Source organism: Proteinivorax tanatarense (genome assembly GCF_040267685.1).
In the GTDB taxonomy this organism is placed as follows: domain Bacteria; phylum Bacillota; class Proteinivoracia; order Proteinivoracales; family Proteinivoracaceae; genus Proteinivorax; species Proteinivorax tanatarense.
This window is the reverse complement of record NZ_CP158367.1, coordinates 1,474,997-1,491,143: the sequence shown is the minus strand read 5'-3', so window position 1 is coordinate 1,491,143 and position 16,147 is coordinate 1,474,997. Positions and strand designations below refer to the sequence as shown.

The window sequence follows — 16,147 nt, the reverse complement described above, 5'->3', positions numbered from 1 at the left end:
TGACCACCTCCTTTAGCTAGTCAATTTCATCTTTATTAAAACTCTCTTGCATGTTTGATATTATAGATAACGCCTTTTCTTTCACATCTACAGATATGTTTTCATTATTAGCTATTGATGTAACTATTTCTTCAGCAGTTATGTATTGGTTTGAAGTTATATCGGTAATGTTTGTTAAAAAATTATCCAGCTTGTTTTGTTGAATAACTTTTTCTTCTAGTTTGGTTCTATCTAAAACAAGATCACCACGTTTAGCTGTTTTTAAGGGGATAAATTCAACTTTAGGTTCTTTATTTTTAGTTAAAGTTACTTGTAGTATTTGAGGTTTTCTATTCAATTCTGAATAACTATTATCTACCCGTAATAATGCACCAGGATTGATAAATAGTTTTCCTCCAAATTCTACAGATCCAAAACCTTGATGATAGTGTCCAGACAAGGTAATATCAGCTTCTGTGCTACCAATAGTCTCAATCAAAGTCATTTTATCAATTGGGATATTTTTTTTAGGTAGCAACATACCATGAACTAAGTGGATACTAAAATCAGTCTCTAATTTCTTTTTTGCTATATAACTTTCTTTCTGCTCATAGTCATGTACATAGTTTTTTCCTGTTAACTGAAGTTTCACGCCATTAGCTGCATAAAGCACGCCATTTTCATCAATTAATTTTATAATTCCAAGTTTATCTAAAAGTCCTAGCATGGTTCTAGGTAAAGTTTTAGGGTTATGTCCATAGATATCGTGATTACCTGCTATACCCTTAATCGGACAATTGCATCCTTTTAGTATCCCAACTATCTCCCCTAATACTGCTAACGAAATGTCAGGTCTATCAAAGAAGTCCCCTCCATGTAGCAATAAATCTACCTTATTTTCATTACAATAGTTTACAACTTCGTTTAACTTATCATAACAAGTATTAACAAAATCGTCAGTTCTACTTCTAGGGCCCCCGCCCCTAAAGTGAGTATCGGTAATATAAACAATCTTCATATTATCCCTCTTCCTTCTCTAAAGCTTTTATTGCATACATAGCGTGATTATGGTAAAAACCTCTACGAATAAGATGTCCATATAGCTGTTGGGCTGTTTTTGTAGATTTTTTTTTAACAGTAACTTTTTTCGCTATTTCTAAAAAGTCAATTTCCAATGATTCAAAGACACTGTCCATAGTTTCTCTGCTAATTCCTCTTTTAGTAAGTTCAAACTTTATTTTTTGAGGTCCCTTTAACTTGGTAAAAGCTTGATAGTTAATAAACTGAGTAGCATATTCATCATCGTTTATATATCCGTAATTCTTAAGTTCACTTATTATTTCTTCTATATCCCGTTGAGGAACACCTTTCTTGTCTAAATAGTTTTTTAGCTCTAGTTCTGTTCTCGCCCTATAACTTAAATATCGCAAAGCTTTTCCTATTGCTTTTTTCATCTTTTAAGTATACCTCCTAAACCATGTAATATAAAAGCCCAGCTACTTAGCGTCATTGCGCTACGTGCTGGGCTTTTTCTCTTTACTCTGCCTGTTCAGTCTCTGCTTCCTCTTGGGCATCAACCGAAAGGTTATAGTGTTTTCTTATTTTTTGTTCTATGGTTTGGAGAATATCAGGATTATCCTTTAAATACTGCTTGGCATTCTCCCTTCCTTGACCTAAACGTTCTTTATCAAAAGAATACCATGCACCACTTTTATTTACAATATCAAGCCCCGCTCCTAAATCTAAGATGCATCCCTCTTTAGAAATTCCCTCACCATACATTATATCAAACTCAGCCTTTTTAAAAGGTGGTGCTAATTTATTTTTTACAATCTTTACTCTTGTCCTATTTCCTACCATATCTTGACCTTGCTTTAAAGTTTCAATTCTTCTTACATCTAACCTTACCGAAGAGTAAAATTTAAGGGCTCTCCCTCCAGTAGTAGTTTCTGGGTTCCCAAACATAACTCCTACTTTTTCACGTAATTGGTTAATAAAAATAGCTGTCGTTTTTGATTTGCTAATAGCTCCTGATAGTTTTCGCAGTGCTTGACTCATCAATCTAGCTTGAAGGCCTACGTGGGAATCACCCATCTCCCCTTCAATTTCTGCTTTTGGAACTAATGCAGCAACAGAATCTACTACTACAATATCAATAGCCCCACTTCGCACCAAAGCTTCTGCAATTTCCAATGCTTGTTCCCCTGTATCTGGTTGAGACACATATAACTCGTCAATATTAACACCTAAAGCTTTTGCATAGACCGGATCTAAAGCATGCTCGGCGTCAATAAAAGCTGCCGTACCACCATTCTTTTGGGCTTCTGCTATTGCATGCAAAGCTACAGTAGTTTTACCTGAAGATTCTGGTCCATAAATTTCAATGATTCTCCCCCTTGGGAAACCCCCTGTTCCTAAGGCTATATCTAAGTCAAGGCAACCTGAAGGCACTGTAGACACTGAGAAGTTAGTATTTTCCCCTAACTTCATAACTGATCCTTTGCCAAACTGCCTTTCAATTTGGTGCAAAGCCATATCCAACGCTTTTTTCTTTTCCATATGTAACTCCTCCCCACTAAATTCAACTTACTCCCATTATAGAACATATTTTCGATTTAATCAAGGTTATTATCCCAGTCAGTTATTATTAACTGTCTATTTAAAGAAAATCCTGAACTAAGATTAAAAACATCTATTGAATCAACAGCGACTACTTTGTGGTTTCCTTGTTCATCCTCTTTAAGGTGTATCAACACTAAGCTATAAGGGACTTCGTTTTTACTTAAAAGTCCCCTTATCCCTGAAGCGCCAGTACTGCCTGGATTAATTATTATACTTTCTTCATTTGAAGCATTGATTTCAAGCCGATGAGTGTGTCCTTGAAAAAGTAAGGGATATTGGCCCTGAAGCTCTTCAGATATTATTGGATGATGAGTGTTAATTATAAATGGCTCCTTCCCACTTTCCTCAATAGTTTGTTGTAGTTGCTCTACTTGCTTTAAGTAAACCTCATCAGGCTCTACTGCCATAGCTGTTGACTGTGAAGAAGGATCAGCTATACCAGCAATTACTAAGCCATTAACCTCAACCACATCATCAACTAACACTGTGACATTATCCATCTCTTCCAATCTCTCTATTACCGCTGGTGAATCATGGTTGCCAGGAGAAATTACATAAGGAACATCTATGTTATCTAACTTTGTTATAAGCTCTGCTTCCAAGGCTGTACCATAGTCAGTTATATCTCCAGTATCTATAACTATATCCACATTAAATGACCTAATAACTTGCCCTATAAAGTCATAAGCCACTGGATGATTATGAATATCAGATACATGCAATATTTTCATATCACCATCTGCTGTGCCCAATGGTTCTAAATATTGAATGCTTTCAAATAAATCATACAAATTTACTGTCAATAATTCAATTTGCTCGGAAAAATCTTCAAGCTGTTCAAAGCTTTCTTCTAATAAACCGAACATCCATGGTGCAGCATAGATAATCCCTTCAAACTCAGGGTTTTCAAAAGCTTTATCATCATAAGTAGAAAAAGTTATACTCAATAGCAGACCTATAATTACAAACCCAATGGCTGCTCCTACCAAAATAAGTTTTGGTTTTTTAAAAAAAATACCTACTCCAAAAGCACCACCTAGACCGGCCAAAACTAATAATCTAACGACAAACACTCTAAACCGATCACCTAAAGTATCAATTACAACTGTCATAATCTCTTCTGCTTTTTCAGGGTCTGTCATTTCTTCCATAACATCTAAATTTATATTAGTTAAATTAACTATAAGCTTAAAAGGTGGAATATGAGTCTTAGCCCTAATTTGGCCAACAGGAGGTATATTTGCTTGAGTATATCCTTTATCAAAAATTTCTAGCGATAAATCAACTTCAAAGGCAAAAACTTGAAAAGAAGTAGTGCTAAGCAAAGATACCAAAACTATTGCTCCTATCAAGGCAAGTAAAAATATCTGAAGTGATTTTTTATATTTTGGTTTCCACAATTTTATCTCCTCAAATTAAAGTGTATTAATTTCTTTTAAAACTTTAAATAGTGCAGCATAAACTACTCTACTTTTTATAGTTTCCCTACTTCCTCTAAATTTAAACTTAGAAGTTTTTAAATTCCCTTTTAGTATTGTGGATATAAAAACATCACCTACAGAAACATTATTATGAGGCGTTGATGGCCCTAAGGCTCCCGTTACAGCTAAACATATGTCGCAGCCGGATTTAATATAAAGCTGTCCAGCCAACTGTTCAGTTATATCTTTGTCAACACCTCCGTTAGGAATATCAGAGTTCAAACTTAAAAACTCTTTTTTACAGTTGTCGGTATATACAATATTTCCTCCCCAGAATACTTTTGAACTTCCACTCACGTCAGTAAGCAAAGAGGATACAGCACCGGAAGTACATGATTCTACAGTGGATAGATTAAGCTTTTTTTGAGCACATCTATCAATTATTAGTTGGTTTAATTGCTGGTTATCATACCCCCAAATATAATTTCCTAATCTTTCGTCAATCCTTTTTTTATATTTGCTAAAGTAATGGCTGGCATATTGTTGGTTCCCCTTATAAGTTAAACGTATATGGACTCCATCCTCTTTTGCTAGTGGAGCAATTGTAGGATTTGATTGAGTTTGTATAAGGTCTTCTATTTTCTCTACTAGTTGTGATTCTCCAATACCATATGTTTTGATTGTAGTCGAAACGATGGAGTCCATAGGCTTAAATAAATCTAGAGGTAGTAATGATTCCTCTACCACTGCTTTAAGTTCATTGGGAGGACCGGGCAAAAGAACAATAATATTGTTCTTTGTTTCTATTAGTAAACCTGGAGCTGTTCCATTGCTGTTATGTAAAATTCTTGCGTCCCGAGGTACTTTTGCTTGCCGTAAGTTATTCTTAGGCATTGTGATACCTCTTTCTTTAAAATAACAGTTTATTTCCTCTGCAATCTTTGGATTATGTTCTAAAGGAATTTCTAACGCCTCACTAGTTATTTCTCTAGTTATGTCATCTAAAGTAGGGCCTAATCCACCTGTTAAAACAATTAACTCCGATCTTTCTAACGCTAGATTTATTAATTTTTTTAATCTTTTTTGGTTATCCCCAACAGACGTATGATAATAGATACTACATCCTAGTTTATTCAGCACAGAACTTAAGTACCTAGCGTTAGTATTAAGAATATCTCCCAATAAAATTTCACTACCAACGTTTATAATTTCTGTTTTCACAATAATCCGCTCCTTATCTACTGGACTCTATTATATTCATCATAAACTAAAGTTTATCTTGATAGTACAGTAAAATCAAGCCACTCCGTATTTATTATTTTATGTTACTATAATAAAATTTAGCTACAAATTAAAAAACAATGAGTCATCAAGTGATAACTCATTGTTAAATAAAGTCCAACTTCAACTAATTATGATTTTCTCGCTATGAGTGCCAGTTAATCGGAGTCTATGGATGGCTCACCCTCAGCTAACCTTTGTCATTTTACTTCTAAGCTGCTCTCCAGAAATAGTTTCATTTTCAATAACATAGTCTGCAATATCTTTAATAATTCCTTTATTATTCTCTATTACTTCCCTTGTTTCATTTTTAATACCTTCAATTAGTTTGGAAATTTCCTTTTGTAATATATTTGAATCTATCATTTCACAACTAGTAGTGCCCAAGTGAGATAATCCACTATCAATTAACTGTTTACATTGATCAATAGCTTGTTTAAAATCATTGCTGGCGCCGGTGCTGAAATTACCAAAAAAAACTTGCTCTGCCATCGCCCCGCCAACTGCCATAGCAATTTTATTAAGGATATTTTTTTTAGTTTGAATATATTGCTCTTTACTTGCCTGCCTCATATAACCTAAAGTTTGGCCCCTTGAAGCAATTGTAATAGAAGCAACTGACTTTTCGTCGTAGTATTCACTTATAAAACCATGGCCTACTTCGTGGATAGCAACCCTAAACAAGTCGTTTTTTGAAGGTACTCTATCTACTTTCTCACCCATAATAACTTTTTCAATTGCCAAAGTAAAATGTTTTTGATAAATAACGGAACTATTTTCACGCATTGCCATAATTGCCGCTTCATTGGCAATACTTTCAAGATGTGCACCTGAAAATCCGAATGTTTGTTCCGCGATGCTAGAAATGTCTACATTTTTATCTAAGGGTTTGTTTTTACAATGTATTTTAAGAATTTCTTCTCTACCCTCTTTAGATGGCAAAGGAATATTTACTACTCGATCAAATCTACCTGGCCGTAAAAGTGCATCATCTAAAAGATCCACTCGATTTGTAGCAGCCATTATTAATACTTGTACATCATCGTTTACCTTTATACCATCCATCTGTACAAGTAACTCGTTTAATGTTTGGTCATACTCCATATGAGAGGAACTTGACCCCCTTTTGATGCCTAGTACATCCACTTCATCTACAAAAATTAAAGCAGAATTTTTATCTTCTTTTTTTGCTTTTGAAACTGCATCTTTAAATAATTTTCTAATCCTCTTAGCACCAACCCCTGCATACATTTCTACAAACTCTGATCCAGATGCAGAAATAAAAGCTGAGCCAGTATATTTAGCTGCAGCTTTCGCTAACAAAGTTTTTCCTGTTCCAGGAGGGCCAGCTAGAATGATTCCTTTTAATGGTCTGATACCTAACTTTTTTACTTTGTCCCGATCGACAATAAAATCTAGGGCTTCTATCAGTTCCTTCTTGGCTGATTTCTGACCACCTATTTCATTAAACTCTATGCTGGTTAAAACTTTAGAAGAACTTTTATTATTTTTGTTACTTATATCTTCAACTTTATCTATAATTTCATTTCTAAATAACAGAAATAACACAACACTACCTATTAAAACTATAGGAAAAATATTTACACCATAGTAAGCAAGTAAAAAAAACGCTGCTATAATAGTGCCAATCGCAACTTCTTTAACTACCATCTGTACCCTCCTCTCCTACATAAACAATATTATTATATTCATACCCTTTAACATCCCAACCATAATATAACCAGTTTCTATTAAACTTCAAAAAATACTTTCCTTCGTCTTTAAATAACTCATCTAGATATTTGATAGTTTGAAGGTAACTTCCATTTTTAGCCATATCTTCTAAAGCTAACTCTACCCTCCAGTATAAATCAAACAAGTGATCATCTTTTGGTAATCGACGGGAATATATTACTTTAAAATTTTCTCCTAATAACTTAGAAAGCTCTAAATCAATTTCTTCATGAACCTCATGTAAATCCACAGAGTTATCAAGTGTTAAGCTTATTGTATGAAACTCACCTTGTTTTGTGTGCTCATATTGTTCTATGCTGCTGTGGTTATCTAGGATCTTTTCTAACGGCGTGTATATAGTATAATTATCATACATCCTAATACCAACTAAAAACACTACAATGCAGATAATTGAAACAATTATTGCAACTGGCCATCTAATTTTCATGTAGTTACCTCCTTTCTTAGTTTACATAAGACAAGTATACCATACTAAATTAACAAACTATATGTTAAAAAATACAAAAAAAGATGGCCTATTTAAAGCCACCTTGAATGATTACTTCTTTATTTTTATAAAAATAATCTATGCCGGAAAAAACAGTTAATAAAATAGCTATAACTAAAGATAGTTGAGCTATTAGTTCAACAGGCATACGAACAACCCATGTTGTGCTAAATAGTTCATGGGCTTTAACACCAGCATCAATAGTTAAAGCGCTAATAGCTACAATTTGACTAACTGTTTTAAGTTTTCCCCACTTGCTTGCTGATATAACAATCCCCTCCCCTGCAGCAATAACTCTAAGGCCCGTTACAGCAAATTCTCGGCTTACTATTACAAACCCAACTAAAGGTCCTATACTGCCTAACCCTACCAAGGCAAAAAGCGCTGCAGTGATTAGAAGTTTATCAGCTAAAGGATCCAAGAATTTCCCAAAAGTTGTTACTTGCTTCTTTTTTCTAGCTATGTAACCATCCAAACCATCAGTACTAGCTGCTAAAATAAAAAAGAAAGCCGCCGCAAATTCACCATACTGCACTCCAGAGATAATTAAAATAAATAGAGGTGCTAAAAATATTCTAGCTATGGTAATTTTATTTGCAAGATTCATAATCAAACTCCCCCAATAAATCATAATCAAATGCTTTGGTAATCTTAACTGGCTTAATTTCACCTATCAGGTTATGAGTTTCTTTTTTTATTGGAATAACAACGTTTCCATCTATTTCGGGTGAATCCCTAAAAGAGCGACCTACTAAGTTATCGCCTTGCATAGATTCGATCATTACATCTATCGTTCTTCCTATCCAACCTTCATTAATTTCTTTAGAAATTTTTCTCTGCTCTTTCATTAGTTTATGCTGTCTTAAAACTTTTTTTCTTTTTGGTACCTTATTGGGATAGTCATATGCCGGTGTTTCCTCTTCAGGTGAATAGGTAAATACTCCAACTCTATCAAGCCTTATAGTCTTCACAAAGTCCATTAAGTTTGAAAAGTTTTCGTCAGTTTCACCAGGGAAACCAACTATCAAAGAAGTTCTTATAACAACATCGGGTATATATGCCCTAATTTTCTTTACTAAAGCTATTAAATCTTCAACTTTTTCTTTTCTACCCATTCTTTTAAGAATTTCATTATCACCATGTTGTAGGGGTAAATCAATATAATTTACGACTTTATCCAATGAAGCAATCGTTTGTAAAAGGGTATCCGATAAATATGTAGGATAACAATACATAATTCTTATCCACTTAACTCCCTCTATTTCATTTAATTGTATTAAAAGATCAGCGAGTTTATACTCACCATATAAATCCATCCCATATACAGTGGTATCCTGAGCAACCAAAATTATTTCCTTTACTCCACCATCTGTTAGATTTTTAACTTCCTTAACTATTGATTCTATAGGTCTACTTCTATATCCTCCCCTAAGTTTCGGAATTATACAATATGTACAATGATTATCACAACCTTCTGCAATTTTTACGTAAGCAGTATGCTTTGGTGTGGATAGCAACCTAGGTGTATTATGATCGTATAAAAATTCAAGGTTATCGGTTTTTTCAAACTTAGTTCCTTGCAAATTTGCTTCTATGCAATCAACTATCTTGTCATACTCTCCAGTGCCAATAATTCCATCAATTTCTGGTATTTGTTGAACTAACTCTTTTTTATACCTCTGAACTAGGCAACCGGTCACAATTAAAACTTGACACTTACCTTTCTTATATTCGGCAAATTCTAAAATAGTGTTAATGGATTCTTTTTTAGCAGATTCTATAAATCCACAGGTATTGACAATTATAACTTCTGCTTTTATGGCTTCAGAAGTTATACTGAATCCCTTCTCTCCCAAGTTTCCTAACATGACTTCTGTATCTACTGTATTTTTGGGACAACCTAAGCTCACTGTTGCGATGTTTATCATATTTATTCCTCCTTCTTAACCAACCTCAGTATAATATAGTTTATCATTTAATGTCAAAAAAAAAAAGACGAGAAAGTTACTCCTCGTCAACTATTATCTCAAAATATGCGTCTTTAGGATTATTACCTTCAAAAAAGTTTATTTCTTGTTCATTTACATAAAACTGGATTCCTTGTGGGTAACCAACCCTAACTTCAGCAGATTCTTCAAAATTTACTTCATAGATGTCTTCAGGATTATGGGTATCAACGTGCACTGTCTCTCCATCTACTATGACACTAACCCAACACTGCTCCGTAAAGGAAATTTTTAATGTTACAGCTTCGTGTGAGGTAATAGAATAATAGTAATTGTTATCATCATTATCCTCGTCAATTACAATGGCCTTATCTTCACCGTTGTCGTTGTCCTCATCAAGCTCATCATCACTTTCAGGATGTTCTGTTTCGTCATTATCATGAGTTTCAGAAGTTTCACTTTCATCATCATCTTGCATTTCATCACTTTTACTTTCATCAAGCTCTTCTTTTTCTGAATAGGTGTCTTCTTCTAAATCTACACCAATAGGCTCTGATGAAGATAAAAAGTAGTTTGCTGTCAAATAGGCACTAAACCCGATAATCAACACAAAGACAGTTAAAAAAATTACCCCCTTAAAATCGAAGCTAGATTCATACGTGCGCCTTTTTATAGGTTCTGTCTTTTTACTTCTTTTGGTTCTTGAATTCTTGGTTTCTGTTGTTGTAGTTCCTACTAACTCGCGGTAATCTAGGCCAACTTCTTTAGCATATAATTTAATAAATCCCTTTATATAAGTCTTAGGTGGTAAAGCGTTCTCATCACCTTTTTCTAGTGCCACAACCTGTCCTTTTTTCATTTTAGTTTTTGAGCAAATATCCTCAACTGTTAATCCCTTTTCTTGTCTTGCTTCTTGTAATTTTTTCCCAATTTCTAATAAGTTGATAAGATCACCCCCATTAACTAATGTCAAAAGATGAAAAGCTTTGATTAACAAACTCATAGTTTATCTCTTCATCCTTTGAACGCCTTAATTCTATAGTATAATCGATAAGCTTTTCTGAATAGTCAGTTTCCCTCAAAAAAATATCCGGATGCTCAATTACTTTTGGAATGGGTAGCTTTATAATTTCATTTATTAATTTGCTATGTTTCTCATTAGCCCTTAAAGAAGAAACGATTCCATCAATAACAAAAACACACTCGGAATTTAATTCGTCTTCCATTAAGTGCCCTCGAATTACTTGACGCATTATGGTAGATGATACAAGTACCCATTTTCTATTAGCATGTACACAGGCAGCTATGATTGCCTCTGTTTTGCCTACTTGTGGCATACCCCTTACTCCAATTATGGCATCGGAAGACTTGTTTATTAACCCACCTAAAAAGTCGACCATCATTCCCAGGTCATCTCTGGTAAAAGAGTAAGTATTGGGAGCATTACTAGACTTATGAATCATTTTTCCATGCTGTAAATTGATTTTGTCAATAAGGGTAGGTCGCCTAAGTGCTGTTACCTCAATATTATTGGATGACTCAAGAGCTCTTTTTAGAGTAACTATTTTTGAGTGGTCATCAGCTCGTATTATAAGCCCTCTCGTTTTTGGAGCTAGACCATTTATCATTTTAATGTTGATTTCTAAAAGGCCCAAAAAAGTAGCTACATCTCCTAATAATCCAGGTTTGTTATCATTTATTTGATATTCGAAGTACCATTCCATTAATAATCACCTTTTCTTCTCAAGGTTAACCAACTAAAACCATGCTTAATATAAATATATCACAAAATGATTAAAAAAGACAGAAAAAAAGATATACAGCCAAAATAAGGCAGCATATCTTTAAAATTCTTATCTTTCACCTTTATTGTAAGGTTTACCTACAGCTTTAGGTGGTCTTGCCCTTCCTATAAAACCAGCTAACACTATAATTGTTATAACGTAAGGTAAAGTTCTTACAAGCTCTGAAGGGATATGTTGAAAAGTAGCCCTTAAGGCTATAGCTTCAGTAAAGCCGAATAAAAGGCTAGCTCCTAAAGCACCTAAGGGATTCCATTTTCCAAAAATCATAGCAGCTAAAGCTATAAACCCTCTACCACTGCTCATACCGTTAACAAAATAGGAACCTTCTCCAATAGAAATCGCCACACCAGCTAAACCAGCAAAAGCACCACTTAATGTGACACAAATAAAACGCCACCTATTGACATTTATACCTACAGTATCAGCCGCTTGAGGATGTTCACCAACTGCCCTAATTCTCAATCCCCATGGCGTTTTATAAAGAATCACCCAAATAATAGGAACAGAAATGAGTGCGATGTAAACCATTGGATTAAAAGCTACTATTCCAATATCCCATTGTGGCAAACGCACTGCTCTAGGTGATGTCCCTGAGACACCAAATAATATTTGCAAAAGATATACTGTTAATCCAGTAGCTAATATATTAATAGCAGTACCACTTACAACTTGATCTGCTTTAAAGTAGACACTTACCACAGCGTGTATAGCTGCTAGGGCCATCCCGGAAATAATTGCTAAAAGAACGCCAAACCAAGGATTGCCAGTTGTATAGCTTCCCCACACTGCGAAAAATGCTCCTGTTAAAATCATTCCCTCCAGGGCAATATTTATAACACCTGCACGCTCTGAAAGGATTCCGCCCATTGAAGCTAATATTAGGGGTGTGGCCATTCTAAGCCCTGCAAAAAACATTGAGAGTGTAAAAATCTGAGCTAAAAAATCTATCATTATTTGGCCACCTCCTTAGCACGCTTTTTCTCAATAAAAATCTTAAACATCTGCAATGATGCCATAAAGAAAATAACAAGAGCCTGAATAATTGTTACTATCTCCCTGGGAACACCAGCAAACTGCATGCCCATTCCACCTTGAGTTAATGCTCCAAATAATATCCCAGCCAATATAACTCCTCCTGGGTTGCTATTACCTAAAAGAGCAACAGCTATACCTGTGAAACCAAGGCCGGCATCAAGACCGGAAGTAAAGTATCTATGGGTCCCCAAAACTTCAACAGTCCCAGCAAGACCTGCTAACGCACCACTTATAAACATTGCTAAAAAAATATTTTTTGATACGTTAATCCCGCCATATTCAGCACCACTGGGATTAATGCCTACAGCTCTTATTTCATAACCAGTTTTAGTTTTGAACAACAGATATGATATAAATAGAGCAGCCAAAAGAGCGAAAACAAAACCTGTATGAACTCTAACACCCCCAGGAAGATTAAACAAGTCGTTTAAAAAAGTGTCTGTAAACCTAGTAAGCTCTGCTGTCTCTGCTATTCTAGGAGTGTTATCGGCAGCCCCTTCTAACCTAAGTTGATTTATTCCATACCTAACTGTTATTTGCAAAGCAATAAGGTTTAGCATAATTGTGTTAATAACTTCATTAACTCCTAGTTTAGCTTTTAGAAGTCCAGGTATACCACCCCAAATTCCTCCAGCTAACATTCCCAAAACAATACAAATTGTCACATGTAATATAGCTGGTAGTCCAGTAAAAGAGTATCCAGCTACACCAGCAACAAACCCACCGATTAACAACTGTCCTTCCGCTCCTATATTAAACAATCCACATTTAAAAGCGAAGGCAACAGCTAAACCTGTCAGTATTAGTGGGGTAGAACGCCACAATGTATTTAAAACACTTCTCAAATCCCCAAAAGCTCCATTATATAAAGCTATATATGCTTCAATCATGCTAGCTTCTGTGGTAAACTGTATCAAAATCCCTCCGATTAACAGTGCTACGAATATTGCAATAAGAGCGAAAGCCAATGTTGTTAGGGTACTTTTCATATTATTACTCATTTTCATTGTCAGAATCCTCCTTTTGAGGAGTTGAACCAGTCATCATTGCTCCTAACTGGAACTCGTTAACTGAGCCAGCATCAACTATATCAATAATTTGCCCATCATAAATTACAGCTATTCTATCACTGAGTGACATCACTTCATGTAATTCTGCTGATACTACCATAACAGCTTTTCCTGCATCTCTTTGCTCGATAATTCTCCTATGAATAAATTCAATAGCTCCAATGTCGACTCCTCTAGTTGGCTGGGATGCAATTAGCAAGTCTGGCTTCTGCGAAAATTCCCTAGCTATTATAACTTTTTGTTGATTACCACCTGATAGCGACCTTGCCTTTACATGACTACCAGGAGTCCTTACATCAAACTCTGGTATTAGTTTATCAGCATGGGCATTTATTGCATTTGCGTTCATATAAAAAGGTTTGCTAAAAGGTGGTTTATTATGATACCCCATTACCATATTTTCAGCAAGATTATAATCTAAGATTAATCCCCGCTTATGGCGATCTTCTGGAATATGCCCCACTTTCCATTCTTTAAATTGCATAGGTGATGCATTAGTTACATCTTCATTTTTCAGCGTAACTTTTCCCGAAGTTGATTTCTTAAGGCCTGTCAAAATTTCAACCAATTCGCTTTGACCGTTTCCTTCCACACCTGCAAAACCAAGAATTTCTCCTTCCTTTATATCAAAAGAAATTCCTTTAAGTATATCAACACCTCTATCATCTTTATAGGTGAGATTTTCCACATTTAAAACCACATTCTTAGGTTTAGATTTTTCTTTCTCAACTTGTAAAAGAACCGACCTGCCAACCATAAGTTTTGCTATATCTTCTTCACTTACTGATTCAGTTTCAACTGTCCCAGTTGTTTTTCCTTGCCTTAATACTGTAATTCTGTCAGAAATAGCCTTAACCTCTTTGAGTTTATGGGTAATGAAAATGATGGTTTTACCTTGCTCTTTTAAGGCCTTAAAAATCTCAAACAACTCTTCGATTTCTTGAGGTGTAAGCACGGCAGTTGGTTCGTCAAAAATTAGAAGATCAGCGCCCCTATACAGTATCTTAATGATTTCTACCCTCTGTTGCATTCCAACAGGAATATTCTCTATTGTTGCATTAGGATCAACTTTTAAACCATACCTATCAGAAATATCCTTTACCTTGCGTGCAGCATTTTTATCATCTGTAAAAAAAGCTCCAGTAATTGGTTCGCTGCCAAGCATGATATTTTCAGTCACTGTCAAGGGTTCCACTAACATAAAATGCTGATGTACCATTCCAATCCCTAAGTTTATAGATGACATAGGACCGTCTAGTGATACTTTGTTCCCATCATAAAATATTTCCCCTTCTTCAGGCTGGTATAAACCATAAAGGATATTCATTAAGGTTGATTTTCCTGCTCCGTTTTCGCCAACTAAAGCATGAATTTCTCCCTTTTTAACCTCTAAATTAACATTATCATTTGCCTTAACACCTGGAAAGACTTTAGTTATTCCCTCCATCTTTAAAATTATTTCATCGCTATTACTATATTGATTCTCTGAGGACATAGACTTTCCCCCCTAACGTTTGTAATGATATCTAAACAAATGTAAAAGCGAATTAGTATAATAATACTGTCACACCACTGGTGTGACAGTATTTAAAAACTTACTCCATATCTACTACTATTTCACCACTTATAATTTGTTGTTTCAATTCTTCAATTTTGTCTGCATGCTCAGCTGTAACAGATTGCTTCATTTCTTCTATAGCTTCAAGCTCATCTTGTGTAATAACCTCTGCGTCAGCAGCGTCTTGTTCTTCAATATCTAAGTCAGTTAGAGAAGTTAGGCCAACACCATCATCGGCAAGATCAAATACATAGTTTGTTCCACCTTGGAATTCTCCGTTTAAAACAGCCTCTGTGATACCATAAACAGCTGTATCAACTCTCTTTAGCATGCTTGCAATAACGTAACCAGGAGCAACCATATTCTGGTTAGAATCTACACCAATGGCATAAATCTCTTCATCTTCAGCCACTTCAAACAAACCCATTCCTGACCCTCCAGCAGCATGGTAAATTACATCTGCTCCTCTTTCTACTTGTCCACGAGCTGTTTCACGTCCTCTATCGATATCGCCAAAGTCTCCTACATACCTTATATCAACATCTACATCAGGGTTAACATGTTTAGCTCCCTGAACAAATCCAGCTTCAAATTGACCAATTAAAGCTCCTTCGACACCACCCATAAATCCGATAGTGTCAACTTCTGTAACAAGTGCCGCTAGTGCACCAGCAAGAAAAGAACCTTCATGTTGAGCAAAGTTTAATGTAGCTACATTTTCTGGAATTTCATCATATCCACCATCAACGATAGCAAAGTTGATGTGATCCATATCCTCTGCAACTTCCTTTAAGGTATCTTGCATTTGAAAACCTACACCAATCACTAAATCAAAATCTTGTTCAGCATAATGTCTAAGAGCAGTCTCATCCTCAGCTGAGTCCTCTGGTTCATAGTAATCAAACTCAATACCCAGTTCTTCTTCTGCTTGTTCAAGGCCTCTAAAAGCCGCATCGTTAAAAGACTGATCTCCTAAACCTCCTGTTGACAACACTAAACCTACTCTGATAGGATCTTCACCGTTTTCTTCAACGGCACCATTATCATCAGCATCAGACCCTGCACCGCAGCCAGCTAGTGCAAAAGAAAGCACCATCATGGCAGCTAAAATCATAATTAATGACTTTTTCAAAAAAATTACCCCCTTGATTTTTATATTTTTAACTAAGGTGTATAGCTCACCTTAAG

The 16,147-nt window shown here is 35.3% G+C and carries 15 protein-coding genes; all 15 read right to left on the bottom strand.

Going from position 1 to position 16,147, the window contains the following annotated elements; genetic code table 11:
* Window positions 1-16: 16 nt before the first annotated feature.
* The 15 genes from PRVXT_RS07455 to PRVXT_RS07385 all read right to left on the bottom strand — a co-directional run bounded on the left by PRVXT_RS07455 (window position 17) and on the right by PRVXT_RS07385 (window position 16,091).
* Window positions 17-997 (bottom strand): metallophosphoesterase family protein, encoded by a 981-nt coding sequence (locus PRVXT_RS07455; RefSeq protein ID WP_350345032.1) that lies wholly within the window; start codon window positions 995-997, stop codon window positions 17-19.
* A gap of 1 nt (window position 998) precedes the next feature.
* Entirely contained in the window at window positions 999-1,433 is a 435-nt protein-coding gene (locus PRVXT_RS07450; protein ID WP_350345031.1) for a regulatory protein RecX, read from the bottom strand.
* Window positions 1,434-1,515: 82 nt separating this feature from the next.
* On the bottom strand, window positions 1,516-2,538 hold the full coding sequence (gene recA, locus PRVXT_RS07445) for a recombinase RecA (protein ID WP_350345030.1): 1,023 nt from the start codon (window positions 2,536-2,538) through the stop codon (window positions 1,516-1,518).
* A gap of 56 nt (window positions 2,539-2,594) precedes the next feature.
* The gene (locus tag PRVXT_RS07440; protein WP_350345029.1) at window positions 2,595-4,001 is read right to left on the bottom strand and encodes a metallophosphoesterase family protein; all 1,407 of its coding nucleotides are present in this window, start codon (window positions 3,999-4,001) and stop codon (window positions 2,595-2,597) included.
* 15 nt (window positions 4,002-4,016) lie between these two features.
* Window positions 4,017-5,243, bottom strand: a complete 1,227-nt coding sequence (locus PRVXT_RS07435; protein ID WP_350345028.1) for a competence/damage-inducible protein A — start codon at window positions 5,241-5,243, stop codon at window positions 4,017-4,019.
* A 246-nt stretch (window positions 5,244-5,489) separates the two neighbouring features.
* The gene (locus tag PRVXT_RS07430) at window positions 5,490-6,974 is read right to left on the bottom strand and encodes an AAA family ATPase (RefSeq protein WP_350345027.1); all 1,485 of its coding nucleotides are present in this window, start codon (window positions 6,972-6,974) and stop codon (window positions 5,490-5,492) included.
* Entirely contained in the window at window positions 6,964-7,485 is a 522-nt protein-coding gene (locus PRVXT_RS07425; protein WP_350345026.1) for a hypothetical protein, read from the bottom strand. The genes PRVXT_RS07430 and PRVXT_RS07425 overlap by 11 nt, the downstream gene beginning before the upstream one ends.
* 88 nt (window positions 7,486-7,573) lie before the next feature.
* Window positions 7,574-8,152, bottom strand: coding sequence for a CDP-diacylglycerol--glycerol-3-phosphate 3-phosphatidyltransferase (gene pgsA / locus PRVXT_RS07420; protein ID WP_350345025.1), 579 nt, complete (start codon window positions 8,150-8,152; stop codon window positions 7,574-7,576).
* A complete protein-coding gene (gene rimO / locus PRVXT_RS07415) occupies window positions 8,136-9,473 on the bottom strand; it encodes a 30S ribosomal protein S12 methylthiotransferase RimO (protein WP_350345024.1) in 1,338 nt (445 codons plus the stop codon). The genes pgsA and rimO overlap by 17 nt, the downstream gene beginning before the upstream one ends.
* A gap of 76 nt (window positions 9,474-9,549) precedes the next feature.
* The gene (locus PRVXT_RS07410; RefSeq protein WP_350345023.1) at window positions 9,550-10,494 is read right to left on the bottom strand and encodes a helix-turn-helix domain-containing protein; all 945 of its coding nucleotides are present in this window, start codon (window positions 10,492-10,494) and stop codon (window positions 9,550-9,552) included.
* Window positions 10,451-11,215, bottom strand: coding sequence for a DUF3388 domain-containing protein (locus PRVXT_RS07405; protein WP_350345022.1), 765 nt, complete (start codon window positions 11,213-11,215; stop codon window positions 10,451-10,453). The genes PRVXT_RS07410 and PRVXT_RS07405 overlap by 44 nt, the downstream gene beginning before the upstream one ends.
* Window positions 11,216-11,344: 129 nt before the next feature.
* Window positions 11,345-12,247, bottom strand: coding sequence for an ABC transporter permease (locus tag PRVXT_RS07400; protein ID WP_350345021.1), 903 nt, complete (start codon window positions 12,245-12,247; stop codon window positions 11,345-11,347).
* A complete protein-coding gene (locus PRVXT_RS07395; protein ID WP_350345020.1) occupies window positions 12,247-13,338 on the bottom strand; it encodes an ABC transporter permease in 1,092 nt (363 codons plus the stop codon). Before PRVXT_RS07395 ends, PRVXT_RS07400 begins: the two co-directional genes overlap by 1 nt.
* Window positions 13,325-14,896: an ABC transporter ATP-binding protein gene (locus tag PRVXT_RS07390; protein WP_350345019.1), complete on the bottom strand. Its 1,572-nt coding sequence runs from the start codon at window positions 14,894-14,896 to the stop codon at window positions 13,325-13,327. Before PRVXT_RS07390 ends, PRVXT_RS07395 begins: the two co-directional genes overlap by 14 nt.
* Before the next feature lie 100 nt (window positions 14,897-14,996).
* A complete protein-coding gene (locus PRVXT_RS07385; RefSeq protein WP_350345018.1) occupies window positions 14,997-16,091 on the bottom strand; it encodes a BMP family lipoprotein in 1,095 nt (364 codons plus the stop codon).
* Window positions 16,092-16,147 lie beyond the last annotated feature (56 nt).

What these genes read in the sequence shown, in the direction of transcription:
- PRVXT_RS07425 (WP_350345026.1), bottom strand. Translation starts at nt 7,485, where the DNA reads ATGAAAATTAGATGGCCAGTTGCAATAATTGTTTCAATTATCTGCATT.
- PRVXT_RS07390 (WP_350345019.1), bottom strand. Translation starts at nt 14,896, where the DNA reads ATGTCCTCAGAGAATCAATATAGTAATAGCGATGAAATAATTTTAAAG.
- pgsA (WP_350345025.1), bottom strand. Translation starts at nt 8,152, where the DNA reads ATGAATCTTGCAAATAAAATTACCATAGCTAGAATATTTTTAGCACCT.
- PRVXT_RS07450 (WP_350345031.1), bottom strand. Translation starts at nt 1,433, where the DNA reads ATGAAAAAAGCAATAGGAAAAGCTTTGCGATATTTAAGTTATAGGGCG.
- PRVXT_RS07410 (WP_350345023.1), bottom strand. Translation starts at nt 10,494, where the DNA reads ATGAGTTTGTTAATCAAAGCTTTTCATCTTTTGACATTAGTTAATGGG.
- PRVXT_RS07430 (WP_350345027.1), bottom strand. Translation starts at nt 6,974, where the DNA reads ATGGTAGTTAAAGAAGTTGCGATTGGCACTATTATAGCAGCGTTTTTT.
- PRVXT_RS07400 (WP_350345021.1), bottom strand. Translation starts at nt 12,247, where the DNA reads ATGATAGATTTTTTAGCTCAGATTTTTACACTCTCAATGTTTTTTGCA.
- recA (WP_350345030.1), bottom strand. Translation starts at nt 2,538, where the DNA reads ATGGAAAAGAAAAAAGCGTTGGATATGGCTTTGCACCAAATTGAAAGG.
- PRVXT_RS07395 (WP_350345020.1), bottom strand. Translation starts at nt 13,338, where the DNA reads ATGAAAATGAGTAATAATATGAAAAGTACCCTAACAACATTGGCTTTC.
- rimO (WP_350345024.1), bottom strand. Translation starts at nt 9,473, where the DNA reads ATGATAAACATCGCAACAGTGAGCTTAGGTTGTCCCAAAAATACAGTA.
- PRVXT_RS07455 (WP_350345032.1), bottom strand. Translation starts at nt 997, where the DNA reads ATGAAGATTGTTTATATTACCGATACTCACTTTAGGGGCGGGGGCCCT.
- PRVXT_RS07405 (WP_350345022.1), bottom strand. Translation starts at nt 11,215, where the DNA reads ATGGAATGGTACTTCGAATATCAAATAAATGATAACAAACCTGGATTA.